This window comes from Caldimonas thermodepolymerans, from assembly GCF_015476235.1.
In the GTDB taxonomy this organism is placed as follows: domain Bacteria; phylum Pseudomonadota; class Gammaproteobacteria; order Burkholderiales; family Burkholderiaceae_C; genus Caldimonas; species Caldimonas thermodepolymerans.
This window is the reverse complement of the sequence record NZ_CP064338.1, coordinates 1,542,409-1,567,776: the sequence shown is the minus strand read 5'-3', so window position 1 is coordinate 1,567,776 and position 25,368 is coordinate 1,542,409. Positions and strand designations below refer to the sequence as shown.

Sequence of the window (25,368 nt, the reverse complement as noted above, 5' to 3'; positions counted from 1 at the left end):
CCCATGAGCTTGATTCCCAAGAAAGGCACCGTGTACGTCGTCGACGATGACGAGGCCGTTCGCGACTCACTGCAATGGTTGCTGGAAGGCAAGGACTACCGCGTCAAGTGCTTTGACTCGGCCGAATCCTTCCTCTCCCGTTTCGACCCGCGCGAGGTGGCCTGCCTGATCGCCGACATCCGCATGGACGGCATGAGCGGGCTGGAGCTGCAGGACCGCCTGCTGGAACGCAAGTCCCCGCTGCCCATCGTCTTCATCACCGGCCACGGCGACGTGCCGATGGCGGTCAGCACGATGAAGAAGGGAGCGATGGACTTCATCGAGAAACCCTTCAAGGAAGACGAGCTCGTCGCCCTGGTCGAGCGCATGCTGGAGCAGGCGCGCACCCTGTTCTCGCAACAGCAGGAAGCCGCCAGCCGTGACGCACTGCTGTCGCGCCTGACCACCCGCGAGGCCCAGGTGCTGGACCGCATCGTCGCCGGCCGCCTGAACAAGCAGATCGCCGACGACCTGGGCATCAGCATCAAGACGGTGGAGGCGCACCGCGCCAACATCATGGAAAAGCTCAACGCCAACACCGTGGCCGACCTGCTCAAGATCGCCCTCGGTGCGCAGGCCAAGACCTGACCGCCCGCATCCCCCCGGGGCCGCTTCACGCAAGCGGCCCTTTTCGTTTTCGGAACCCCGCATTCGGACCCCATCATGACCGCACGCATCATCGACGGCCTCGCCGTGTCCCGACAGATCCGCGCCGAAGTGGCGCAACGCGCCGCCGCGCTGACCGCCCGCGGGGTGAAACCCGGCCTGGCCGTGCTGCTGGTCGGCGACAACCCGGCCTCGCAGGTCTATGTGCGCAACAAGGTCAAGGCCTGCCAGGAAAACGGCCTGCACTCGGTGCTGGAGCAATACCCGGCGACGCTGACCGAGGCCGAGCTGCTGGCGCGCATCGAGGCACTGAACGCCGACCCGACCATCCACGGCATCCTGGTGCAGCTGCCGCTGCCGCCGCACATCGATGCCCACAAGGTCATCGAAACCATTTCCCCGGCCAAGGACGTGGACGGCTTCCACGTCGCCAGCGCCGGCGCGCTGATGGTCGGCCAGCCCGGCTTCAAGCCCTGCACGCCCTACGGCTGCATGAAGCTGCTGGAGTCGATCGGCTGCGACCCGAAGGGCAAGCACGCGGTGGTCATCGGCCGCTCCAACATCGTCGGCAAGCCGATGGCGATGATGCTGCTGCAGGCCAGCGCCACCGTGACCATCTGCCACAGCGCCACGCCGGACCTGGCCTACCACACCCGCCAGGCGGACATCGTGGTCGCCGCGGTCGGCAAGCGCAACGTGCTCACCGCCGACATGGTCAAGCCGGGGGCGGTGGTGATCGACGTCGGCATGAACCGCAACGACGAGGGCAAGCTGTGCGGCGACGTGGACTTCCCGGGCGTCTCCCAGGTCGCCTCGGCGATCACCCCTGTTCCGGGCGGGGTGGGTCCGATGACCATCACAATGTTGCTCGTCAACACCATTGAATCGGCCGAACGCGCCGCCAACTGAGATCCATGACCACGCCGACCGTCACCAACCCGCTGCTCGACTTCTCCGCCCTGCCCCGCTTTGCCGAGGTGCGGCCCGAACACGTCGGCCCCGCGATCGACCAGCTGCTCGCCGCGGCGGACGCCGCGCTGGAGCAGGTGGTCAGCGACGCGGTGCCGGTCGACCATGACGCCATCGCCGCGGTGCTGGACGTGGCCACCGAGCGGCTCGGCCGCGCCTGGGGCATGGTCAGCCACCTCAACGCGGTGGCCGACAGCCCCGAGCTGCGTGCGGTCTACAACGAGAACCTGCCCAAGGTCACGCAGTTCTACACGCGGCTCGGCGCCGACGAACGCCTGTACGCCAAGTACAAGGCGCTGGCGGCCCGGCCCGATGCGCCCCAGCAGCCGCCCGCGCGCCGCCAGGCGCTGTCCAACGCGATCCGCAACTTCGTCCTGTCCGGCGCCGAGCTGCAGGGCGCGGCCAAGGAGCGCTTCGCCCAGATCCAGGAAAGGCAGGCCGAGCTGGCACAGAAGTTCTCCGAGCACGTGCTGGACGCGACCGACAGCTTCGCCTACTACGCGAGCGAGGAGGAGCTGGCCGGCGTGCCCGAGGACACCCGGGCCGCGGCCCGGGCGGCGGCCGAGCGCGAGGGCAAGGACGGCTACAAGATCACGCTGCAGTTCCCGAGCTACTACCCGGTGATGCAGTACGGCAGCCACCGCCCGCTGCGCGAGAAGCTCTACCGCGCCTACGCGACGCGCGCCTCCGAGCTGGGCGACCCGAAGTTCGACAACTCCTGGATCATGGCCGAGCTGCTCGCGCTGCGCCAGGAGGAGGCCCGGCTGCTGGGCCATCGCAACTACGCCGAGGTCTCGCTGGTGCCCAAGATGGCCGAGTCGCCCGAGCAGGTGATGGCGTTCCTGCGCGACCTGGCCCGGCGCGCCCGCCCCTACGCCGAGAAGGACCTGGCCGAGCTGCGCGAGTTCGCCCGCACCGAGCTGGGCCTGGAGGAGCTGCAGGCCTGGGACATGGCCTACGCCTCCGAGAAGCTCAAGGAAAAGCGCTACGCCTTCAGCGACCAGGAGGTGAAGCAGTACTTCACCGAGCCCAAGGTGCTGGAGGGCCTGTTCCGCATCGTCGAGACGCTGTTCGAGGTCCAGATCCGGCCCGACACCGCGCCGGTGTGGCACCCGAGCGTGCGCTTCTTCCGCATCGAGCGCGGCGGCCAGCTGGTCGGCCAGTTCTACCTGGACCCGTACGCCCGCGCCGGCAAGCGCTCGGGCGCCTGGATGGACGACGTGCGCAGTCGCTGGGCCCGGCCCGACGGCGGCCTGCAGACCCCGGTGGCGCACCTGGTGTGCAACTTCGCCGAGGGCGTGGGAGGCAAGCCGGCACTGTTGACGCACGACGAGGTCACCACGCTGTTCCACGAGTTCGGCCACGGGCTGCACCACCTGCTGACCCAGGTCGACGAGATCGGCGTGGCCGGCATCTCCGGCGTCGAATGGGACGCGGTCGAGCTGCCCAGCCAGTTCATGGAGAACTTCTGCTGGGAGTGGGACGTGCTCAGGCACATGACCGCCCATGTCGACACCGGCAAGCCGTTGCCGCGCGAGCTGTACGACAAGATGGTCGCGGCGCGCAACTTCCAGAGCGGCATGCAGATGCTGCGCCAGATCGAGTTCGCGCTGATCGACATGCGCCTGCACGCCGAGCCGGGCAGCGAAGCGCGCATCCAGGAGGTGGTCGACGAGGTGCGGCACGAGGTCGCGGTGGTGATCCCGCCGGCCTTCAACCGCATGCAGCACAGCTTCTCGCACATCTTCGCGGGCGGCTACGCGGCCGGCTACTACAGCTACAAGTGGGCCGAGGTGCTGTCCGCCGACGCCTACAGCGCCTTCGAGGAAGCCGGGGTGCTGAACGTCGAGACCGGCCGGCGCTATCGCCGGGAGATCCTGGAAGCCGGCGGCAGCCGTCCGGCCGACGAGAGCTTCCGCGCCTTCCGCGGCCGTGAACCACGCATCGATGCGCTGCTACGCCACTCCGGCATGGCCTGATAGCATCGGGGCTTCGGCACCGAGTTGAGGGAATCGGGATGAAACAGACAGCTCGCTGGGCGCTGGGCGCAGGGGCCGGCCTGCTCGCGTTGGCCGCCAGCCTGCCCGCACAGGCGCTGTACAAGGTGGTGGGTCCGGACGGCAAGGTCACCTACACCGACCGGCCGCCGGCCGATGCCGGGCGGGCCCAGGTGGTTTCCGCCCCCGGCGCAGGCAGCACGGGCGGCGGCCAGGCGCTGCCGTACGAGCTGCGCCAGGTCGTCGCGCGTTACCCGGTGACGCTGTACACCAGCAGCGACTGCCAGCCCTGCGACGCCGGGCGCGCCCTGCTGCGCCAACGGGGCATCCCCTACACCGAGCGCACCGTCTCGACTGCCGAGGACTCCAAGGCCCTGGCCCGGCTGACCGGTGGCAACGAGCTGCCGACGCTGCAGATCGGCCAGCAGCAGGTGCGCGGCTTCTCGTCGACCGAGTGGTCCTCCTACCTGGACGCGGCCGGCTACCCGAAGCAGTCCCTGCTGCCCGCCAACTACGTGCATGCGCCGGCCACGCCGCTGGTGGCCGTGCAACCCGCCCCGGCAGCGCCGGCCCAACCGGCCGCCCCCGCGCCGGCCCCGGCACGGGCCGCCGAGGCGCCCCCGCCGCCGGCGGGCAATGCCCCGCCCGGTTTCCGCTTCTGATGCGGCACGGCGGCCCCGCGGCCGCCGGCGCACCTCACGCCCAGGTCAGCGTCCGCACGCCCTGCGCGGTGCCGAGCAGGCACACGCTGGCCTTGTTGCGGGCGAAGATGCCGCAGGTCACGACCCCGGGCCACTGGTTGATCTCCGCCTCCAGCGCGGCCGGGTCGGTGATCGACAGGCCCCGCACGTCCAGGATCACGTTGCCGTTGTCGGTCACGACCCCTTCGCGCCACACCGGCTCGCCGCCGAGCGCGGCCAGGCGCCGCGCCACCTGGGCGCGCGCCATCGGGATCACCTCGACCGGCAGCGGGAAGCGCCCCAGGGTCTGCACCAGCTTGGACTCGTCGGCGATGCAGATGAAGCGCTCGGCGATGTCGGCGACGATCTTCTCGCGCGTCAGCGCCGCCCCGCCGCCCTTGATCATGTAGCCGCCGTGGTCGATCTCGTCGGCGCCGTCGATGTAGACCGGCAGGCGCTCGACCTCGTTGGCATCCAGCACCGGGATGCCCAGTGCCTGCAGTCGCTCGGTGCTCTTGACGGAACTGGACACGGCGCCGGCAATGCGGTCCTTGATGCGTGCGAGTTCGTCGATGAAGCAGTTGACGGTCGATCCGGTCCCGACGCCGACCACGGTGCCGGGCACCACGTAGTCGATCGCCGCGCGGCCCACGAGGGCCTTGAGTTCATCCTGTGTCATGGGAAGCGAAGGCCTGCCGGCCTCTTTTGAGACAATCCCGCGATTATCCAAGACGCCCATGTCCCTGTTGCCCTACTCCCTTGCCCGCCCGTTCCTGTTCGGGCTGGATCCTGAAACGGCCCACGAGCTGACCCTCAACACGCTGGCACGCGTCCAGCGCACGCCGCTGGCCTGCCTGTACGGCGAGCGCCGCGTCGACGACCCGGTCACGGTGGCCGGGCTGCGCTTCCCGAACCGCGTCGGCCTGGCCGCCGGCCTGGACAAGAACGGCCGCTGCATCGACGGCCTGGCCGCGATGGGCTTCGGCTTCATCGAGGTCGGCACCGTCACGCCGAAGCCCCAGCCCGGCAACCCCAAGCCGCGCATGTTCCGCCTGCCCGAGGCCGGCGCGCTGATCAACCGGCTCGGCTTCAACAACGACGGCCTGGAGGCCTTCATCGCCAACGTGCGCTCGGCGCGTTTCCGCGAGCAGGGCGGCATCCTGGGCCTGAACATCGGCAAGAACGCGACGACGCCGATCGAGCGCGCCGTGGACGACTACCTGGCCGGCCTGGACGGCGTGTACCCGCATGCCGACTACGTGACGGTCAACATCTCGTCGCCCAACACGCAGAACCTGCGCTCGCTGCAATCCGACGAGGCGCTGGACGCGCTGCTCGGCGCCCTGCAGGAACGGCGCGCGCAGCTCGCCGCCACGCACGGCCGCAACGTGCCGATGTTCGTGAAGATCGCGCCGGACCTGGACGACGCACAGGTCGGGGTGATCGCCGCCACCCTGCAGAAGCACCGCATCGACGGCGTGATCGCGACCAACACCACGATCGCGCGCGACGCCGTGCAGCACCTGCCGCACGGCCAGGAAACGGGCGGCCTGAGCGGCCGGCCGGTGTTCGAGGCCAGCAACCGCGTGATCCGCCTGCTGCGCGCTGCGCTCGGGCCAGGCTTCCCGATCATCGGGGTGGGCGGCGTGATGAGCGGCGAGGATGCCCGCGCCAAGGTGGCCGCCGGCGCCGACCTGGTGCAGCTCTACACCGGCCTGATCTACCGCGGCCCGGCGCTGGTGCGCGAGGCCGCGCTGGCCCTGCGCCGCCGCTGACCGCTCAGGCCGGTGCGACCATCCCGGCCACCGCCTCGCCGAGCGCGAGCGCGGCGGTGAGCCCGGGCGACTCGATCCCGAACAGGTTGACCAGCCCGGCCACGCCGTGCTCGGCCGGCCCCTGCAGGACGAAGTCGCGCGCCGGCTCGCCGGGCGCCTGGATCTTGGGGCGCACGCCGCTGTAGGCCGGCTGCAGGGCCTCATCGGGCAGCGCCGGCCAGTAGCGGCGGATCTCGGCGTAGAAGCGCTCGGCGCGGCGCGGGTCGACGCGGTAGTCCAGCCGCCCCTGCGCATCGGGCTCGATCCATTCGACGTCCGGACCGAAACGTGCCTGCCCGCCCAGGTCCAGCGTCAGGTGCACGCCCAGGCCGGCGGCCTCGGGCACCGGGTAGATGAGGCGCGAGAACGGCGCCCGCCCGGCCAGCGCGTAGTAGTTGCCCTTGGCGAAATACGCCCGCGGCACATGCGGCGCCGCCAGCCCGTCCAAGCGCCCCGCCAGCGCCGGCGCCCACAGCCCGGCGGCGTTGACCACCACGCGGGCCTGCAGCTCGCCGGCCCCTTCGCCGCCCACCTCGACGACATGCCCGTCGGCCCCGCAGCGCACCCGCTCGACCGGCGAGGCGAAGGCGATCATGCCGCCCGCGGCCTCCAGGTCGCCCTGCAGGGCCAGCATGTAGTCGTGGCTGTCGATGATGCCCGTCGAAGGCGACAGCACCGCGGCCACGCAGGACAGCGCGGGCTCGAGCGCGTGCGCAGCGTCGGCCTCCAGCCACTGCAGGTCGGTCACCCCGTTGCGCCCGGCCGCCTCGATCACTTGGCGCAGCGCGGGCAGCTGCGCCTTGCTGGTCGCGACGACCAGCTTGCCGCAGCGGCGGTACGCGATGCCACGTTCCTCGGCATACCGGTACAGCATCTGCCTGCCCTGCACGCACAGGCGGGCCTTCCACGAGCCTTGCGGGTAATACAGCCCGGCGTGGATGACCTCGCTGTTGCGCGAGCTGGTGCCGGTGCCAATGGCGGTTTCCGCCTCCAGCACCACGGTTTCGAGTCCTCGCAGGGCCAGGGCGCGGGCCACGGCCAGCCCCACCACTCCGGCCCCGATCACGACGGCGTCGACGCGGTCCATGTTGCGTGTCGGTGCGGGGAGCTCAGTCGTCGTGCAGGCCGCGCGGGTCCAGCGCCAGCAAGGCCTCGACCAGCTCGCGCAGGTGCGGCTTGAGGCGCTCGTAGCCCGCGTGCAGTTCCAGCGTCGCCTCGTCCATGTACAGGCGCCGGTTGATCTCGAGCTGGATCGAGTGGCGCTGCCCGGCGGGCCGGCCGTAGCGGCGCACCAGCTCCACGCCCTTGTACGGATGGTTGATGCTGACCGAGTAGCCGCGCTGTTCGAGGAAGCCGGCGATCCAGCGGGTGAGCGCCGGGTCGGCGGTGGTGCCGTCGCGGTCGCCGATCACGAAGTCGGGATGCACCATCCCCGGGAACTCGGTCGCATGCGAGCCGGCCACGGCAGGCATCGAGTGGCAGTTGATGTGGATCACGTGGCCGTGGCGGCGGTGCGCCGCGTCGATTGCCTGCGCCACGGCCTCGTGGTACGGGCGCCAGCAGCGCTCGATGCGCAGGCGCACTTCCTCGGCCGTGAGCAGGCGGTCGTACAGCGGCACGCCGTCATCGGTGAGCCGCCACACCAGCCCCTTGCCGAGGCGCACCTTGGGGCCATCGACCACCGGGTCAGGCCATGGGTCGGCCAGCAGGCTGACGTCGAGTTCGGTCAGGTCGCGGTTGGCGTCCAGGTAGCTGCGCGGGAAATGCGCCTCGATCCACGCCACGCCGAGCGCGGGCGCGAAGTCGTAGAGCTTCTCGACGTGCGTGTCTTCCGCCCGCCGCAGCGTCGCCAGGTCGCAGGCGTGGCGGAAGTCTTCGGGATACCAGGTCCCGCTGTGCGGGGAATCCAGCACCAGCGCCGTGGTGCCGGGACGGCAGGTGACGTATCGCATGCCTGCAGATTGTGGTCCATGCGCGCCCCCGCGCCGATGTGGAAACCGACGAGCCCGGCAGGGCCAAGAAAAAAAGCGGCCCGCCGAAGCGGGCCATGAACGCTTGAGTACAGACGGTGTCAGGCCGGTTGGGACGCGCGTTGCACGTACCAGCCGATCGCCTCGCGCAGGCCGGCGCCGACGTTGTGCGTCGGCGCGTAGCCGAGCAGGCGGCGCGCCTTGCCGATGTCGGCCAGCGAATGGCGCACGTCGCCAGGACGGAAGTCGGCGTACTCGGGCGTCTCGATGCGCAGGTCGGTGCGCTGGCTGCCCAGTGCCTGGGCGATGGATTCGTGCAGCTGGTTCAGCGTGGTGCGGTCGCCCACGGCGATGTTGTAGACTTGGTTCACCGCCTCGGGGTTGTCGGTCAGCGCCGCGCGCAGGTTGGCCTGCACCACGTTGGCCACGTAGCAGAAGTCGCGCGAGGTCTCGCCGTCGCCGTAGATCACGCAGCGCTTGCCACGCAGCATCTCGCTGACCCAGCGCGGAATCACCGCGGCATAGGCGCCGTTCGGGTCCTGGCGCGGGCCGAACACGTTGAAGTAGCGCAACCCGATGGTCTCGATGCCGTAGCAGCGGCTGAACACGTCCGCGTACAGCTCGTTGAGGTACTTGGTCACCGCATACGGCGACAGCGGCCGGCCGATCTTGTCCTCCACCTTGGGCAGCGTCGGCGAGTCGCCATAGGTCGAGCTGGAGGCCGCGTAGACGAAGCGCTTGACGTTGGCCTCGCAGGCGGCGAACAGCATGTTGACGAAGCCGGTCGCGTTGGCCCGGTGCGTCGCGAGCGGATCCTTGATCGAGCGCGGCACCGAACCGAGCGCCGCCTCGTGCAGCACGATGTCCACGCCTTCGCAGACGCGCCGGCATGTCTCGGGATCGGCGATGTCGCCTTCGATGAATTCGTGCCGCGCCCAGGCCTCCTCGCCGACGCGCGCACGCACGTCATCGAGGTTGGCGCGATGCCCGGTGGCGAAGTTGTCCAGGCTCACCACCTGCTGCCCGGCGCGCAGCAGCGCCTCGAGCAGGTGCGATCCGATGAACCCGGCGCTGCCGGTGACCAGCCAGCGGCGGCGCTGAGAGGCGACGAGGTCGAGCACTTCCTGCATCATCACAGCCGCCATACGGTGATCCCGCGTTCCCGCAGCGCCTTCGCGTCCGCGGTGCACTTGACATCGACGAACAGGCCGCCCTGGGCCAGCTTGGCAACGTACTCGTCCACGCTGCGCTCGAGCAGGCGCTTGTGCGGCACGGCCGCGACGATGGCGTTGGCGCGCGGCAGGTGCTCCCACTGCACCAGCTCGATGCCGTACTCCTCCCAGGCCTCGTGCGGCGAGGCCAGCGGGTCGTGCACGTGCACCGTGACGCCGTAGCTTTCCAGCTCGTGGATCACGTCGATGACCTTGGAGTTGCGCAGGTCCGGGCAGTTTTCCTTGAAGGTCAGGCCCAGCACGATGACGTGCGCACCCTTGACCGGGTTGCCGCCCTGGATCAGCTGCTTGACGGTCTGCTCGGCGATGTACTTGCCCATGCCGTCGTTGATGCGCCGGCCGGCCAGGATGACCTGCGGCGTGTAGCCCAGGCGCTCGGCCTTGTGGGTCAGGTAGTACGGGTCCACGCCGATGCAGTGGCCACCGACCAGGCCGGGACGGAACGGCAGGAAGTTCCACTTCGTGCCGGCGGCTTCCAGCACCTCCATCGTGTCGATGCCGATGCGGTGGAAGATCAGCGCCAGCTCGTTGACCAGCGCGATGTTCAGGTCGCGCTGGGTGTTCTCGATCACCTTGGCCGCTTCGGCGACCTTGATGCTGCTGGCCTTGTAGACGCCGGCGGTGACGATCGCGCCATACATCTCGGCCACCCGCTCCAGCGTCTCGGGCGTGTCGCCGGAGACCACCTTCACGATGGTCGTCAGCGTGTGCTTCTTGTCGCCGGGGTTGATGCGCTCGGGCGAGTAGCCGACGAAGAAGCCTTCCTTCCACTTCAAGCCCGACTCGCGCTCGATGATGGGAATGCACACCTCCTCGGTCGCGCCGGGATAGACGGTGGACTCGAACACCACGATCGCGCCGGGCTTGAGGTTGCGCCCCACGCTGGTGCTCGCGCCGACCAGCGGCGACAGGTCCGGGATGTGCGCGTCATCGACCGGCGTGGGCACGGCCACGACGATGAAGTCCGCCTCCTTCAGTGCGCTCGCGTCGGTGGTGGGCTCCAGCAGCCGGGCAGCCTGCAGCTCCTCGGTGCTGACCTCACCGGTCGGATCCACGTGACGCTTGTAGGCCTCGATCTTCTCGGCGGAGAGGTCGAGCCCGATCGTGCGGAACTTCTTGCCGAACTCCACGGCCAGTGGCAGGCCGACATAGCCCAGTCCGACGACGGCAACTGTTTTCATCGGTTCTCCCAGTGCGGACGCAATGCATGCGATCGCGGAATGGTTCCAGAACGGGCCGCTCCGGCATATCCCCGATTCACGGGTTGGTGTCGATGCGCGCCGATCATCGTGCCGGCTCGGCCATGCCGATGGAGCCGCCGGGCTCGGCGCCGCGGCATGAAGGCACACAGGCCGGCGTCGCGGCATCGCCATCGACCGGGTCGGCCGCCATGCAGGCTCCCAAGCGATCGGGTTCGCCGTCCTGGACGAGCAGGCTCGCGATCTCGCAATCGGTCATCGGTGCGATGCCCAGGCCGAACTGCTGGTTCATCAGCTCGACCAGCGCGGCTGCCCACCAGCCGTTCCAGACGGTGCCCGCGTGCCTGTCCGCAAGCACCGCGTTGTGGGGCGCATCACCGGCGGTGTTCGACACCCGCAGGACACCGCCCAGCATGACGTCGCGATAGGCAGGCCGGCCCTCGGGGTCGCGTCCCCCCCAGCGAGCGGCAAACCAGGCCCGGTCGTCGAAGAAGGCGACGTCGCGGCGCTCGCGCGCCAGGCGTCGCAAGCCGTCGTCGAAGCGGTCCAGGCCACTGGCGATGCGATGCAACGCCACCGGGTCCTGCCATCGCACGTCCGCCCGGGCCCAACGGCTGTTGTCGAAGATGCCGACCAGCACGAAGCGCGTCCGGGGGTGGGACGCCCGGATCAGGTCGACGCTCGCAGCGATCGCATCGAGGCAGCGGGCGACTTCCGCCTGGACCTGCGGATCCCGGGGATCGTGCGCCAGACGATCCAGGTCGGCCTCGCTGCCAAAGCTGTTGATTCCGATGCGCACGACGACCACGCCGCGTGCCCAGCGGTCGGGGTCCTCGTCCATCAGCTGCTTCAGGGCGTACGTCTGCCGCCAGCCATCGAGCAGGTCCTCGCAACGCGCGCCGGACACCGCGAAGTTGTGGCGGTGGTCTTCCTTGCGGGGTGCGCGCACCGTCCGGCCCAGGCGGCCGAGCACGCGCGCCCACGACCGGCGCATGCCCCAACGCCCCCAAGGCCCCAGGTCGATCGCCTCCGGCCGCAGACGGGCCAGCACCTCGGTCCACTGGAACGTGATCGCGCGATACGGCCCGCCCCGCGCGGGCGAGCCGGGCGGGAAGTGCAGCGTATCGTGGTATGCATGGCTGTCGGAGTCCCCGAGCACGGCCAAGGGTACGGCCCATTGCGACATGGCGCCCTCCACGACGTCGCGCCCCGCATCAGCATCCAGCTGCACGATGGCGACCGCCGCACCCACGGCCACGACGACCACGCAGGTCAGCAGGCCACAGAGAAGTCGGCTCCATCGGGGCATGCGTAAGTATCTGTGACATCCCCGTCCGGCCGCACTCACTCATTCAGGGGGAAGGCAGCGGCGCCCACTCACTCATTTGGGGGGCAGGCAAGGGAGGGACCGCTTCGCATAATCGGTAACAGGTGGAGACAGTGGCGGCAACCGTGGTTGCAACCCGGCCACTGGTCCTGGTCGTCCTCGTCGCCCGCGCACCCCGACCGCCCGTCCATACCCCTACACGGCGACACGACGCGTTGCCTGACGGAGAGCGCAATGAATCATCACCTGCCTGCCGGGGGGAGCCGTCCGGACCCCTTGCCCGAACCTCCGCCGTTGCATCTCTGGCTGCATGAGGCCGCCACGCGGTGGCCCGAGCGCCCGGCCCTGGTCCATGTCGACGGTGACACGCTGGACTACCGGGCCCTCGCCGCGGCGGTCACCGCGCGCGCCCGCGAGATGAGCGCCGCCGGGCTGCGCGCGGGTGATCGGGTGGCGCTGGCGGCCACGCGCTCGATCGCGACCGTGGTCGACATCCTGGCGGCGGTCGAGGCCGGGGTGGGCTACGTGCCGCTGGACCTCGGCTATCCCGCCGACCGCCTGGCCGCGATGCTGGAGGACGCCCGCCCGCGCACCGTGCTGGGCGAGCCCGAGGCGCTCGCGCGCCTGGAAGCGGCCACCGGGAAGCTGCCCACGCTGGCGGCGCCGGCCCCGCCCGGCCTAGCGACGTTCGGCGCCGAACCGGACCTGACCTATGTGCTGTTCACCTCCGGCTCGACCGGACGGCCCAAGGGCGTGGCCATGGGCGCGCGGCCGCTGCGTCACCTGATCGCCTGGCACGCCGAGCATCCACGGCTCGGGCAGCCGGCCGTGACGCTGCAGTTCGCGCCGCTGTCCTTCGACGTGCATTTCCAGGAGATCTTCTCGACGCTGGCCTGTGGCGGCACGCTCGTGCTGGTGGACGACGCGCGCCGGCGTGACCCGGCCCGGCTGTGCCAGGTGCTGCTGGAACAGCGTGTCGAGCGCATCTTCCTGCCCTACGTCGCGCTGCAGATGCTGGCCGACGCGGCGCGCGAGGTGCTGCCGCGCCACCTGCGCGACGTGGTCAGCGCCGGCGAGCAGCTGCAGGTCACGCCCGCGATCCGCTGGCTGTTCGGGCAGCTCGCCGACGCCGTGCTGCACAACCACTACGGGCCCACCGAAAGCCACGTGGTCACCGCGCACGAACTGCACGGCGATCCCGACACCTGGCCGGTGATCCCGCCGATCGGCCGCGCCCTGCCCCACGTGCAGCTGGCGCTGCGCGATGGCGACGGCGGCGCGCTGATCGACGCCGAAGCGGGCACGGGCGAGCTGCTGCTCGGAGGCGACACGCTGGCGCACGGCTACCTCGGCCGCGAGGACCTCAGCCGCGAGCGCTTCCGCGACGACATCCCCGGGCTGTCCGGGCGCTGGTACACCACCGGCGACCTGGTACAGCGCGACGCCGACGGCACCTGCACCTACCTGGGCCGTGCCGACCAGCAGCTGAAGGTCGACGGCTTCCGCATCGAGCCGGGCGAGATCGAGGTCGTGCTGATGGCGCACGAGGCGGTGCGCGAAGCGGTCGTGACCGCCCCCGAGCTGCCCGGCATCGGCAAGCAGCTGATGGCGCACCTGGTGCTGCGCCCGGGCCATGCCGACACGCCGCAGCTGTCCGCCACGCTGCGCGCCCACCTGCGCGAACGCCTGCCCGAATACATGGTGCCGGTGCGCTACATGGTGCTGGAGCGCCTGCCCACCACGCCGAGCGGCAAGATCGACCGCCGCCACCTGCCGCTGCCCGAGGTGGACCCGGGCACTCCGGCCGACGCTGCCACGCTGGTGCACCGCCTGTGGGAGGAGTTGCTCGGCGTCCCCGGCATCCCGGAGGACGCCAACCTGTTCGAGCTGGGCGCAAAGTCGTTGCTGGTGCTGCGCTTCGTGACCCGCCTGCGCGAGGCGGGCGTGCAAGGCCTGTCGGTGGCCGACGTCTACGACCGCCCCACCATCGCCGGCATCCGTTCGGTGCTGGAAGGTTGGCCCCAGGCCCGCCGCGCGCGCACCGGCCGCCAGGCCTCGGGCCAGGGCGGCATCGCCATCGTCGGCATGGCCACCCGCACCGCCGGTGCGCGCAACGTCGAGGAGTTCTGGGACAACCTCGTCGCCGGGCGCGAAGGCATCCGCCACTTCAGGCCCGAGGAGCTCGACCCCTCCATCCCCGAGTCGCTGCGCAGCCGGTCCAACTTCGTCGCCGCGCGCGGCGTGCTCGACGACGTGGCGCGCTTCGACGCCGGCTTCTTCGGCATCCCGGCGCGCGAGGCGACGGTGCTCGACCCGCAGCAGCGCCTGTTCCTCGAACTGTGCTGGAGCGCGCTGGAACACGCGGCGATCGACCCCGGGCCAGGGCAGCGCGTCGGCGTGTACGGTGGCGTGGCCAACAACACCTACATCACCGCGCTGCGCCAGGAGCAGCCCGAGCTGATCCAGCAGATGGGCGAGTTCGCCGCGATGCTGGCCAGCGAGAAGGACTACGTGGCCACGCGCGTGGCCAACCGGCTCAACCTCGACGGCCCGGCCGTCAGCGTGCACACCGCCTGCTCCACCGGCCTCGTGGCGGTGGCGCTGGCCGCCCACGCGCTGGCCGGCGGCCAGTGCGACGTGGCGCTGGCCGGCGGTGCCACGGTGATCGTGCCGCAGGAAGGCGGCTACCTGCATGTCGAAGGCGGCATGGAGTCGGCCGACGGGCACTGCCGCCCGTTCGATGCCGACGCAAGCGGCACGGTGTTCGCCAGCGGCGGCGCGGTGGTGGTGCTCAAGCGCTTGGAGGATGCGCTGGCCGACGGCGACACCATCTATGCGGTGATCCGCGGCATCGGGCTCAACAACGACGGCGGCGACAAGGCCAGCTTCACGGCACCCAGCGTCACCGGCCAGGCCGGTGCGATCCGCATGGCGCTGGAACACGCCAACGTCAGCGCGCGCAGCATCGGCTATGTCGAGGCGCACGGCACCGGCACGGCCCTGGGCGACCCGATCGAGGTCTCCGCGCTGACCCGGGCCTGGCAGGAAGACACCCAGGACGTGCAGTTCTGTGGCATCGGCTCGCTCAAGAGCAACCTGGGCCATACCATCGCGGCCGCCGGCGTGCTGGGGCTGATCAAGGCGGCGCTGTCACTGCACCGCGAGCTGATCCCGGGGACGCTGCATTTCCGCCGTCCCAATCCCCAGATCGATTTCGCGTCCACGCCGTTCCGGGTGATCGCGAGCAACACCCCCTGGCCGCGCGGCCATGAGCCGCGCCGCGCGGCGGTGAGCTCCTTCGGCGTGGGCGGCACCAACGCGCACCTGGTGCTGGAGGAAGCGCCGGCTCCGGCGCACGCGCCCGCGCAGGACGACGGACGGCTGTTCCTGCTGCCGTTGTCGGCACGCACCGCCGACGCAGCGCTGCAACGTGCGCGCGACCTGGCCGACCACCTCGAGCGGCATCCCGGACTGGCGCTCGCCGACGTGGCCGCGACGCTGATGCGCGGCCGCCGCCCGATGCCACAGCGGCTGTGCGCGGTGGCCGGCGACACCGCCTCGGCCGTCACCGCGCTGCGCGCGCTCAAGAGCCCGGTCGCCGCCCTGGCGAAGCCGCGCGTCGTGTTCCTGTTCCCCGGCCAGGGCTCGCAGCATCCCGGCATGGCGCGCCGGCTCTACGACGAGGCACCGGCGTTCCGCGTCGCACTCGACCGCTGCTTCGAGCTGGCCGGGGCCGAGCTGGGCCCGCGCCTGCGGCAATGGATGGTCGCCGCCGAACCGGGCGATGCCGAGGCCGCCGCGGCCCTGGCCGAGACCCGGCATGCACAGCCGGCACTGTTCGCGCTGTCGTACGCGCTGACCGCCTGGCTGGACAGCCTGTGCGTGCAGCCCGACGCGATGATCGGCCACAGCATCGGCGAGTACGCCGCCGCCTGCCATGCCGGCGTGCTGTCGGTCGAGGATGCGATGGCCGCGGTGATCGCGCGCGGCGCAGCGATGTACGCCCAGCCCCCCGGCGCGATGCTGGCCGCGCGTGCCGGCGTCGACACCCTGCTGCCCCTGCTGCCGGCCGGCGTGGAGATCGCCGGCTGCAACGCCCCGGGCCTGACGGTGCTGGCCGGCGACCACGCGGCGATCGACGCGACGGCGGTGCTGCTGGAGTCACGCGAGATCGGCACCACGCGGCTGCGCGTCTCGCACGCCTTCCACAGCGCCTCGATGGAGGGCGCGCTGCCCGCCGTGGAAGCGGCCCTGTCGCGCGCGCCGCTGCGCGCGCCGCAGCGCCTGCTGTATTCCTGCGTCAGCGGGGCCCCGCTGCAGGCCGACGAAGCGACGCAACCGGCCTACTGGGCGCGCCAGGTGCGCGCGACCGTGCAGTTCACGCGTGCCGTGCAAGCCGAGCTGGACCGCCCGGAAGACAGCGTCTTCATCGAGGTCGGCTCCGGCCAGGCGTTGACCGCGCTGCTGCGCCAGCACCGTACCCGCGCCAATGCGGTGCCGCGGGTCGTGCCCCTGCTCGGTCCGGCCAACGATCCGGGCGATGCCGCACTGCATGCGCTCAAGGCGCTGGGCGCGCTGTGGTGCACCGGCGTCGCGATCGCCTGGCCGGTGGCCGCCGGCGCGCGTCGCGTCCCGCTGCCGACCTACCCCTTCCAGGGTGAGCGCTACTGGTTCAAGCGCCGCCCCCCCGCTGCCGCCGTGGCCACCCCTGCCACCGCCTCCCTCGTCACGACAGGCACCGCCACCGCGGCGACACCTGTTTCCCCTCCTGCCATCGACGTGAAGCCCGCCATGAGCCGACTGCCCCGCCTCGAAACCGAACTGAAGCGCATCCTGAGCGACGTCTCCGGCGTGCCGGCCGAGGAGATGGCCACCGATGCCAGCTTCGTCGACCAGGGCCTCGACTCGCTGTCGCTGACGCAGGCCACGCTGGAACTGGAGCGCGTGTTCGGCGTGAAGCTGCGCTTCCGTCGCCTGCTGGAAGACCTGGACACCCCGGGCAAGCTCGCCCGCTTCCTCGATGGCGAGCTGCCGGCCGACCGATTCGCCCCCGAGCCGGCCCCTGCGCCGGCGGCCGCGCCGGTCGCCCCCGTGGCTGCGGTGCAGGCCGCCCCTGCCGTTGCCGTCCAGCCCGTGGTCACGGCGCTCGCCCCGCAGCCGGCTGCCAGCCTCGACGCCGGCGGCAACGCCCTGCACCTGCTGCTGCAGCAGCAGATGCAGCTGATGTCGCAGCAGCTGGCGCTGCTGGCCGGACAGCCGCTTGCCGCCACCGCCCCCGCGGCCGTGCAGCCCTCCGCGGTGGCGGCAGCGCCGGCCCTGCCGGCGTCCGCGACCACGGGTGTCGCCCCGGCCTCCCCGGCGGCCCAGCCCGCGGCGGAGCCGGCCGAGCCGGAGCAGCCCTCGATCAAGGCGCTGATCGAAAAGCCGTTCGGCGCGGCCGCGCGCATCACGCTGGATGCCCAGCACGAGGAAACGCCGGAGCAGCGCCGCTGGCTGGAAGACTTCATCGCCCGCTACAACGCCAGGACCGGCAAGTCCAAGGCCTTCAGCCAGCAGCACCGCAAGCTCATGGCCGACCCGCGCGTGGTCACCGGCTTCAACCCGCTGTGGAAGGACCTGGTCTACCCCATCGTCGCCGACCGCTCCAAAGGCGCGCGCATCTGGGACATCGACGGCAACGAGTACATCGACCTGCTGTCGTGCTTCGGCGCGAACCTGCTCGGCTACCAGCCCGACGACATCGTCGAGGCGATGATGGCGCAGCTCCAGGCCGGCATCGAGGTCGGCCCGCAGCATCCGCTGGCCGCCGAGGTCGCGCAGCTGATCTCGGAGTTCACCGGGCACGAGCGCGTCGCGTTCTGCAACACCGGCTCGGAAGCCGTGATGGGCGCGATGCGCATCGCCCGCACCGTCACCGGCCGCAAGACCATCGCGATCTTCACCAACTCGTACCACGGCATCTTCGACGAGGTGATCGTGCGCGGCACCAGGCAGCTGCGCTCGATCTCCGCCGCGCCCGGCATCCTGGCCAACGCGGTCGAGAACGTGCTCGTGCTCGACTACGCCAGCGAGGAGTCGCTGCGCGTGCTGCGCGAGCGCGGCCCGCAGCTGGCGGCCATCATGATCGAGCCGATCCAGAACAAGTGCCCGACGCTGCAGCCGCGCGAGTTCGTGCAGGAGCTGCGCCGCATCGCCGATGCCTCGGGCTGCGCGCTGATCTTCGACGAGGTGGTCACGGGCTTCCGCGTCGCGCCGGGCGGCGCGCAGGAGTTCTACGGCGTGCGCGCCGACATCTGCACCTACGGCAAGGTGATCGGCGGCGGCCTGCCCTTCGCGGCGATCGCCGGCCGCTCGCACTGGATGGACGCCCTGGACGGCGGCCACTGGCAGTACGGCGACGACTCCTACCCCGAGGCGGGCGTCACCTACTTCGCCGGCACCTTCGTGCGCCACCCGCTCGCGCTGGCCGCCGCCCGCGCCGCGCTGCTGCACCTCAAGCGCGGCGGCCGCGAGCTCTACCGCAGCCTCAACGAGCGCACCCAGCGGCTGATCGACCGGCTCAACACCGCCTTCGCGGTGCGCGGCGCGCCGGTCAAGGCGGTGCATTGCGCCTCGCTGTGGCGGCTGGCCTGGGATGACGGCCAGAAGTACGTCAGCCTGTTCTACTACCTGGTGCGCTACCACGGCCTGCACTTGTACGAACAGTTCGGCCACTTCGTGACCGACGCGATGGGCGAGGCCGAGCTGGACCGCATCTTCACGGTGTTCACCTCTGCACTGGACGAGCTGATGGCGCTCGGCTTCATCAAGCCGCGTCCCGGCAGCACGCCGCCCGGAGGTGGCCTGTCGTCCGGCAGCGAGGCATCCGGGCCGCTGACGCCCGGCCAGACCGAGCGCTGGCTGGCCGGCAGCTTCGATCCCCACGCGCGGCGCGCGCTGAACGAGTCGCTGTGCCTGACGCTGCGCGGCGACGTCGACCTCGCCGCCCTGGAGCAGGCGGTGCGCGACGTGATCGGACGGCACGAGGCATTCCGGCTGCGCTTCGACCTCGACGAGCCGCGCCAGGTCCTCGACCCGCAGGCCCGCCTCGAGGTGCAGAAGATCGACCTGCGCTCGCAGCCCGACGCCGACGCCGCGCTGGATGCCTTCTGCACCCAGGCGAGCGAGCACGACTTCCCGCTCGACCAGGCCCCGCTGGCGGCGGTGAGCCTGCTGCAGCTGTTCGACGGCCGCGTGGTCGTGCACCTGGTCGCCAGCCACCTGGTGTTCGACGGCTGGGCCTCGACCGTGATGCTGGCCGAGTTGGCCGAGGCCTACCGCGCGCGCCTGTCCGGCAACCCGCCGGTGCTGCCGGCCGCCGAATCGCCGCGCCGCTTCGCGGCCGAGGAAGTGGCACGCATGGACAGCCCGCGCGGGCGCGAGGACCTGGCCTACTGGAGCGAGGTGCTGCGCGATCCGCCGCCTCTGCTGAGCCTGGGCGACCGCACGCCGCCCGCGCCGCGCCGCTATGCCGCCGACACCGTCCGCGCGCACTTCGACGCCGCCCTGCACGGCCGCCTGCTGGCCCAGGCACGGCGCCACAACGCGACGCTGTTCCAGCTGCTGCTGACCGCGGTGTCCGTCGTGCTGGCGCGCCGCAGCGGCCAGCAGGACTTCGTCGTCAGCATCCCCTACGCCGGACAGAGCCTGCAACGCCACGGCCCGCTGATCGCCGACGGCGTGCTCGACCTGCCGCTGCGCCTGCGCTGGTCGGCCGGCGACGATGCCCGCACCCTGCTGGCGCACGTGCGCGATCGCCTGATGGACGCGCTGGAACACCCGCTGGTCACGCAGGGCACCGTCGCGCGCGCGCTGAACCTTCCCGCCAAGGGCGACCGCCCGGCCTTCTCCGGCGTGTTCTTCAACCTCAATCCGCGCATCGACCTGTCGGGCTTCGCGCCGCTGGAAGCGCGCACCCATGAAGGGCGCAAGCGCGGCCTGCTGAGCGAGCTGTTCTTCAACTTCTACGAGACGGCCGACGGGCTGACGCTGGACCTGCACCACAGCAGCGAGTACTACAGCCTCGAACGCGCCGGCGAACTGGTGCGCGAGCTGCAGGCCGTGTGCACCGCCCTGGCCGACAGCCTGGAGCTGCCGGTCGCTGCTGCCCCCGCACCGGCCGTCGACGCGCGCCTGCTCGAGTGGAACGCCGCCACCGCCGCGCCGCTGCCGCCGCATCTGCGCGTCGAGCAGTGGGTCATCGCCCAGGCCGCGCAGACCCCGGACCGCGTCGCCGTCGAGGCCCAGGGACGCCAGCTCACCTACCGCGAGCTCGAATCCCGGGCCAACCGCATCGCGCAGCTGCTGCACGCGCGCGGCGTCGGCAGCGGCCAGCGGGTCGGCCTGTGCCTGGGCCGCAGCGTGGACCTGCTGCCCGCGCTGCTGGCCGTGCTGAAGACCGGTGCCGCCTATGTGCCGCTGGATCCGAACTTCCCGCGCGAGCGCCTGCAGTACATGCAGCAGGACGCCGGCCTCGGCATGGTGATCACCGAGTCCCGCCATGCCGAGCTGGTCGACCTGCCGCGCGAACGGCAGCTGCGCGTCGACGAGGACGAGGCATCGATCGCCGCGGCGTCCGACGCCCCGCTGCTCGCCTTGGCCGACGCCGCCGCGCCGGCCTACGTGATCTACACCTCCGGCTCCACCGGCAAGCCCAAGGGCGTGGTGGTGCTGCAGCGCGGCGTCGTCAACTTCCTCGCCAGCATGCAGCGCGAACCGGGGCTGCGCCCGGACGACCGGCTGCTGGCCGTGACCACGCTGTCGTTCGACATCGCCGTGCTCGAGCTGCTGCTGCCGCTGGTCACCGGCGCCCGCACCATCCTGGCCCAGCGCGAGGACGCGATGGACGGCCAGGCGCTGGCCGCGCTGATCGCGCAGCACGGCATCACCATCATGCAGGCCACGCCGACCACCTGGCACCTGCTGCTCGACGAAGGCTGGAAGGCACCGGCCGGCTTCCGTGCCCTGTGCGGCGGCGAGGCGCTGCCGCCCGCGCTGGCGCGCCGCCTGCTCGACGCCGGCGTGACGCTGTGGAACATGTACGGCCCGACCGAGACCACCGTCTGGTCGACCGTCATGCCGATCACGAGCGCCGACGACATCACCATCGGCCGCCCGATCGCCAACACCACGGTCTGGATCCTCGACGAGCAGGGCCGCTGCTGCCCCATCGGCGAGCCGGGCGAGATCTGCATCGGCGGCGCGGGCGTAGCCGGCGGCTACTGGAACCGCCCCGACCTGACCGCCGAGCGCTTCTTCCCCGACCCGTTCGCCAAGGAGCCCGGTGCGCGCCTGTACCGCACCGGCGACCTCGGCCGCTGGCGCGAGGACGGGCGACTCGACCACATGGGCCGGCTGGACCACCAGGTCAAGGTGCGCGGCTACCGCATTGAGCTCGGCGAGATCGAGGCCCAGCTCGACTCGGCCCCCGGCGTCTCGCGCAGCGTGGTCGTCACGCGCGAGGACCAGCCCGGCGACGTGCGCCTGGTGGCCTACGCCGTGCCGGCCGCGGGCACCGCGCTGGAGCCGGCCGCGCTGCGCGCCCACCTGAAGAAGCACCTGCCGGACTACATGGTCCCGACGCAGTTCGTCGCGATGGCGCAACTGCCCTTGCTGCCCAACGGCAAGATCGATCGCAAGGCGCTGCCGGTGCCGCCCGCCGCGGCATCCACGGCCACGCCACAGGTGCCTGTGCCGGCACCTGCCCCGGCCCCCGCACCGGCGGCGACCGCAGCGCCGGATGCAGCGGTGCAGGAGATCGCCCGGCTGATGGGCGAAGTGCTGGGCACCGCGCCCCTGCAGCCGGACGATCACTTCTTCGAGCTGGGCGGGCATTCGCTGCTCGCCGCCCGCCTGGCCGCGCGTCTGAGCCAGCAGCATGGACGGCGCATCGGGCTGAAGGTGCTATTCGACGCCCCCACCCCGCGTGCGCTGGCCGCGGCACTGGCCCCGCAGTCGGCCGCCGCGCCGGCAGCGCCGGTGGCACGCATCCCGGCCCGCGAGGACCAGCGCAGCGCGCCGCTGTCGCTGATGCAGCAGCGCATCTGGTTCCTCGAGCAGCTGACGCCCGGCACCGCGGTCCACAACCTGCCGTCGGCGCACCGGCTCAAGGGCCCGATGAACGTGGAAGCCCTGGAGCGCGCGCTGCAGATGCTGGTCGATCGCCAGAGTGCCCTGCGCACGTACTTCGAGAAGACCCCGGACGGCGCGGTCCAGCGCGTGCTGGATCGGTTCACCGTCGGACCGCTGCCGCTGACCGACCTGCAGCACCTGCCGCAGGACGAGCGCGAGGCCGCGATGCAGGCCAGGTGCGACGAACTCGCCACGACCCCGTTCTTGCTCGAGCAGGCGCCGCTGTTCAGCGTGCACCTGTTCCGTATGGCGCCGCAGGAGCATGTGCTGTTCTTCATGGTCCACCACGCCGTCTGGGACGGCTGGTCGTTCGACCTGTTCTACGTCGAGCTGGCCGAGCTTTACGCGGCCTGCTGCGCAGGCCGCGCGCCGCGCCTGCCGGAGCTGCCGGTCAGCTACGGCGACTACGCCGCCTGGCAGCGCGACTGGATGCAGGGCGAGGAACTGGCGCGCCAGACCGCCCACTGGAAGGAACGGCTGAGTCCCTTGCCCGCGCCGCTGGAGCTTCCGCTCGACCACCCGCGCCCGCCGCGCATGTCCGGCCGCGGGGCCTCGCACTGCATCCTGCTCTCGCCGAAGCTGACCCGCGGGCTGCATGCGCTCGCGCAGCGCCAGGGCCGCACGCTGTTTGCGACGCTGCTGGCCGCCTATTCGGCGCTGCTGTACCGCGTCACGCAGCAAGAGGACTTCGTCATCGGCACGCCGGTGCGCGGCCGCGAGCAGCCCGAGCTCGAGCCGCTGATGGGCTTCTTCGTCAACGCGCTGCCGCTGCGCCTGCAGCCGCAGGCCGAGACCCGCTTCCGCGACTGGCTGGAGCGCGTGCACGAGGTGGTGGTCGACGCCTTCGCCTACCCCGACGTGCCGCTCGAGCACCTGGTGCGCGAGCTCAACGTGCCGCGCGACCCGAGCCGCCCGATGGTGTTTCAGGCCCTGTTCTCGTTCCAGGACGTGCGCGAACGCCCGCTGCGCTGGGCCGACCTGTCGCACGAGCGGGCCATCATCCGCCTGCACAGCGCCGCCGAGGACATCGGCCTGTGGTGCGTCGAGACCCCGTCGGGGGTGGAGTGCAACTTCACCTACGCGGCCGACCTGTTCGAGCACGACAGCATCGTCCGCCTCGCCGCGGGCTTCGAGCAGATCCTGCAGCAGGTCGTGGCCGATGCCGAGCGCCCGCTGGCCGCATACCCCCTGCTGTCGCCGGCCGATCGCATCCAGCTCGCGCGCTGGAACGACACGGGCATGGGCTACGACCCTGCTGCGGCCACGATCCCGCAGCTGCTGGCCGGCCCCGTGCAGCGCCACCCCGCGGCCGTCGCCCTGCGCCGCGGGCCGCGCTCGCTCACCTACGCCGAGCTGGAGGCGCTGTCCAACCGCCTGGCCCACGCCCTGCGCGCGCGCGGCATCTCCCGCGGCCAGCTCGTCGGCCTGTGCCTGGAGCGCAGCCCCGAGATGCTCGTCGCCCAGCTGGCCATCCTCAAGGCCGGCGCCGCCTACGTCCCGCTCGACCCGGCCTTCCCCGCCGAGCGCCTGGCCTACATGGCCCAGGACGCCCAGCTCGCCCTGCTGCTGACCCAGTCCTCGCTCACCGGCCTGCTGCCCTGGCCGCGCGAGCGCACCCTGCTCGTCGACGCCGACGCCGCGCGCTCCTTGCCGCCCAGCCCGACTCGCCCCCGCCCGCCGACGGCGCCGCCGCCCGCCCCGAGGACGCGGCCTACGTGATCTACACCTCCGGCTCCACCGGCCGCCCCAAGGGCGTGGTCGTGCCCCACCGCGCCGTGGTCAACTTCCTGCTGAGCATGGCCCGCGCGCCGGGCCTGAGCGCCTCGGACCGCCTGCTGGCCGTGACCACGCTGTCCTTCGACATCGCGGTGCTGGAGCTGCTGCTGCCGCTGAGCGTGGGCGCACAGATCGTGCTGGCCAGCCGCGACGAGGCCATGGACGGCCAGGCGCTGTGCGCGCTGCTGCTGTCCTCGCAGGCCACCGTCATGCAGGCCACCCCGGCAACCTGGCGCATGCTCGTCGAGGCCGGCTGGGCCGGCTCCCCGGCCTTCAAGGCGCTCATCGGCGGCGAGCCCCTGCCGCCGGACCTGGCCGCGCAGCTGCTCGAGCGCTGCGGCCAGCTGTGGAACATGTACGGCCCCACCGAGACCACGGTGTGGTCCACCATCATGCGCATCACCGATGCGCGCGACATCACCATCGGCCGACCCATCGCCAACACCCAGGTGCACATCCTCGACCCTCGCGGCCAGCCGTGCCCCATCGGCGTGCCCGGCGAGATCTGCATCGGCGGCGACGGCGTCACGCTGGGCTACCTGCGCCGCCCGGAGCTGACCGCCGAGCGCTTCATCGACGATCCGTGGCGCCCCGGCGCCCGCCTGTACCGCACCGGCGACCGCGGCCGCTGGCGCCATGACGGGCTGCTCGAGCACCACGGGCGCATGGACTTCCAGGTCAAGGTGCGCGGCTACCGCATCGAGCTCGGCGAGATCGAGGCCAACCTGGCCACGCACCCGCAGGTCGCGCGCAACGTCGTGATCGTGCGCGAGGACCGCCCCGGCGACGCGCGCCTGGTGGCCTACGTCGTGCCCCGCGACGAGATGCCCGGCGCGCAGGCGCTGCGCGAGCACCTGCGCCAGAGCCTGCCCGAGTACATGCTGCCGCAGCACTACGTGCAGCTGCAGGCCATCCCGCTGCTGCCCAACGGCAAGATCGACCGCAAGGCGCTGCCCGCACCCACCGAGGCCAGCGCGGACGCTTCGGCGCCCGTGCGCGATGCGGCCGCACCGCGCACCCCGGCCGAGGCCGCCGTGGCCGAGATCTGGAAGCGCCTGCTGGGCATCGAGCACGTGAGCCCCTCGGACAACTTCTTCGACCTCGGCGGCCACTCCCTGCTGGCCATGCGCGCCGTCGGCGAAATGGAGGCCGCCCTCGGCTCCCGCATCCCCGTGCGCCGCCTCATCTTCGAAACCCTCGCGCAGCTGGCCGAGACCTCGACGACCACCGAGCCCCCCCGGCACGCACGCACTGCCGACACGCCACGCAAGCCCTGGTTCAACCGGCTGCTGAACGCCGTCGGCATGCGCACGTCGGCCGGCAACGGCTGACCCTGCCCACGCTCCCGGGGCCCGGCCGCCCCGGGGGCGCACCAGCCCCGCCCGGCTCCCGCCGCAGGACGCGTGTCCCGCGTTCCCGTGAGAAACCTCACGCCTCCTGCAAGACACCCCTCGGACGGGGGATAGGGGCGGCTGCAGAGGCTGCCTACCCTTCAGTCACAAGTAGAAACGCGGTGTCACAGGCCTGCAATGCGGGCGCTGCCGACACCTCCGATCGACGCGAGTTTCCGGCGCCATGGCCCGGCCCGC

Annotated in this window: 13 protein-coding genes and 1 pseudogene; 8 read left to right on the top strand and 6 right to left on the bottom strand. The window is 71.6% G+C overall.

What is annotated here, in order from left to right:
* Positions 1-3: 3 nt before the first annotated feature.
* The 4 genes from IS481_RS07385 (at position 4) to IS481_RS07370 (ending at position 4,273) form a co-directional block, all read left to right on the top strand.
* Positions 4-627 carry a response regulator transcription factor gene (locus IS481_RS07385; protein ID WP_104358954.1) on the top strand — a complete coding sequence of 208 codons (624 nt, stop codon included), beginning with the start codon at positions 4-6 and terminating at the stop codon, positions 625-627.
* Positions 628-702: 75 nt separating this feature from the next.
* On the top strand, positions 703-1,554 hold the full coding sequence (gene folD / locus IS481_RS07380) for a bifunctional methylenetetrahydrofolate dehydrogenase/methenyltetrahydrofolate cyclohydrolase FolD (protein ID WP_104358953.1): 852 nt from the start codon (positions 703-705) through the stop codon (positions 1,552-1,554).
* A gap of 5 nt (positions 1,555-1,559) precedes the next feature.
* The gene (locus IS481_RS07375) at positions 1,560-3,593 is read left to right on the top strand and encodes a M3 family metallopeptidase (protein ID WP_104358952.1); all 2,034 of its coding nucleotides are present in this window, start codon (positions 1,560-1,562) and stop codon (positions 3,591-3,593) included.
* A gap of 38 nt (positions 3,594-3,631) precedes the next feature.
* Complete coding sequence (locus tag IS481_RS07370; protein WP_104358951.1) at positions 3,632-4,273, top strand: glutaredoxin family protein; 642 nt, start codon at positions 3,632-3,634, stop codon at positions 4,271-4,273.
* A 34-nt stretch (positions 4,274-4,307) separates the two neighbouring features.
* On the opposite strand, the gene rpiA is transcribed toward IS481_RS07370, so the two are convergent.
* Positions 4,308-4,970, bottom strand: a complete 663-nt coding sequence (gene rpiA, locus IS481_RS07365; protein WP_104358950.1) for a ribose-5-phosphate isomerase RpiA — start codon at positions 4,968-4,970, stop codon at positions 4,308-4,310.
* Positions 4,971-5,028: 58 nt separating this feature from the next.
* On the opposite strand from rpiA, the gene IS481_RS07360 reads away from it, so the two are divergent.
* Positions 5,029-6,066 carry a quinone-dependent dihydroorotate dehydrogenase gene (locus IS481_RS07360; protein WP_104358949.1) on the top strand — a complete coding sequence of 346 codons (1,038 nt, stop codon included), beginning with the start codon at positions 5,029-5,031 and terminating at the stop codon, positions 6,064-6,066.
* Positions 6,067-6,070: 4 nt separating this feature from the next.
* Here IS481_RS07360 and IS481_RS07355 read toward each other — a convergent pair whose 3' ends face one another.
* From IS481_RS07355 to IS481_RS07335, 5 genes are all read right to left on the bottom strand, one after another.
* Entirely contained in the window at positions 6,071-7,192 is a 1,122-nt protein-coding gene (locus tag IS481_RS07355) for an NAD(P)/FAD-dependent oxidoreductase (protein ID WP_104358948.1), read from the bottom strand.
* A gap of 22 nt (positions 7,193-7,214) precedes the next feature.
* Positions 7,215-8,057, bottom strand: a complete 843-nt coding sequence (locus IS481_RS07350) for an N-formylglutamate amidohydrolase (RefSeq protein ID WP_104358947.1) — start codon at positions 8,055-8,057, stop codon at positions 7,215-7,217.
* 119 nt (positions 8,058-8,176) lie between these two features.
* Complete coding sequence (locus IS481_RS07345; RefSeq protein WP_272867894.1) at positions 8,177-9,220, bottom strand: SDR family oxidoreductase; 1,044 nt, start codon at positions 9,218-9,220, stop codon at positions 8,177-8,179.
* Positions 9,208-10,488 (bottom strand): nucleotide sugar dehydrogenase, encoded by a 1,281-nt coding sequence (locus IS481_RS07340; RefSeq protein WP_104358946.1) that lies wholly within the window; start codon positions 10,486-10,488, stop codon positions 9,208-9,210. The genes IS481_RS07345 and IS481_RS07340 overlap by 13 nt, the downstream gene beginning before the upstream one ends.
* Positions 10,489-10,591: 103 nt before the next feature.
* On the bottom strand, positions 10,592-11,815 hold the full coding sequence (locus tag IS481_RS07335; RefSeq protein ID WP_114699296.1) for an SGNH/GDSL hydrolase family protein: 1,224 nt from the start codon (positions 11,813-11,815) through the stop codon (positions 10,592-10,594).
* Between the two features lie 252 nt (positions 11,816-12,067).
* Between IS481_RS07335 and IS481_RS07330 the strand changes: the two genes are divergently transcribed.
* The 3 genes and pseudogenes from IS481_RS07330 (at position 12,068) to IS481_RS18345 (ending at position 25,110) form a co-directional block, all read left to right on the top strand.
* Positions 12,068-23,722, top strand: a complete 11,655-nt coding sequence (locus IS481_RS07330; protein ID WP_259376936.1) for a non-ribosomal peptide synthetase/type I polyketide synthase — start codon at positions 12,068-12,070, stop codon at positions 23,720-23,722.
* Positions 23,647-24,654 (top strand): annotated as a pseudogene (locus IS481_RS18475) (amino acid adenylation domain-containing protein); the annotation flags it as partial. The gene IS481_RS07330 and the pseudogene IS481_RS18475, both read left to right, overlap by 76 nt.
* 3 nt (positions 24,655-24,657) lie before the next feature.
* Positions 24,658-25,110: a phosphopantetheine-binding protein gene (locus IS481_RS18345; protein ID WP_259376937.1), complete on the top strand. Its 453-nt coding sequence runs from the start codon at positions 24,658-24,660 to the stop codon at positions 25,108-25,110.
* Positions 25,111-25,368 lie beyond the last annotated feature (258 nt).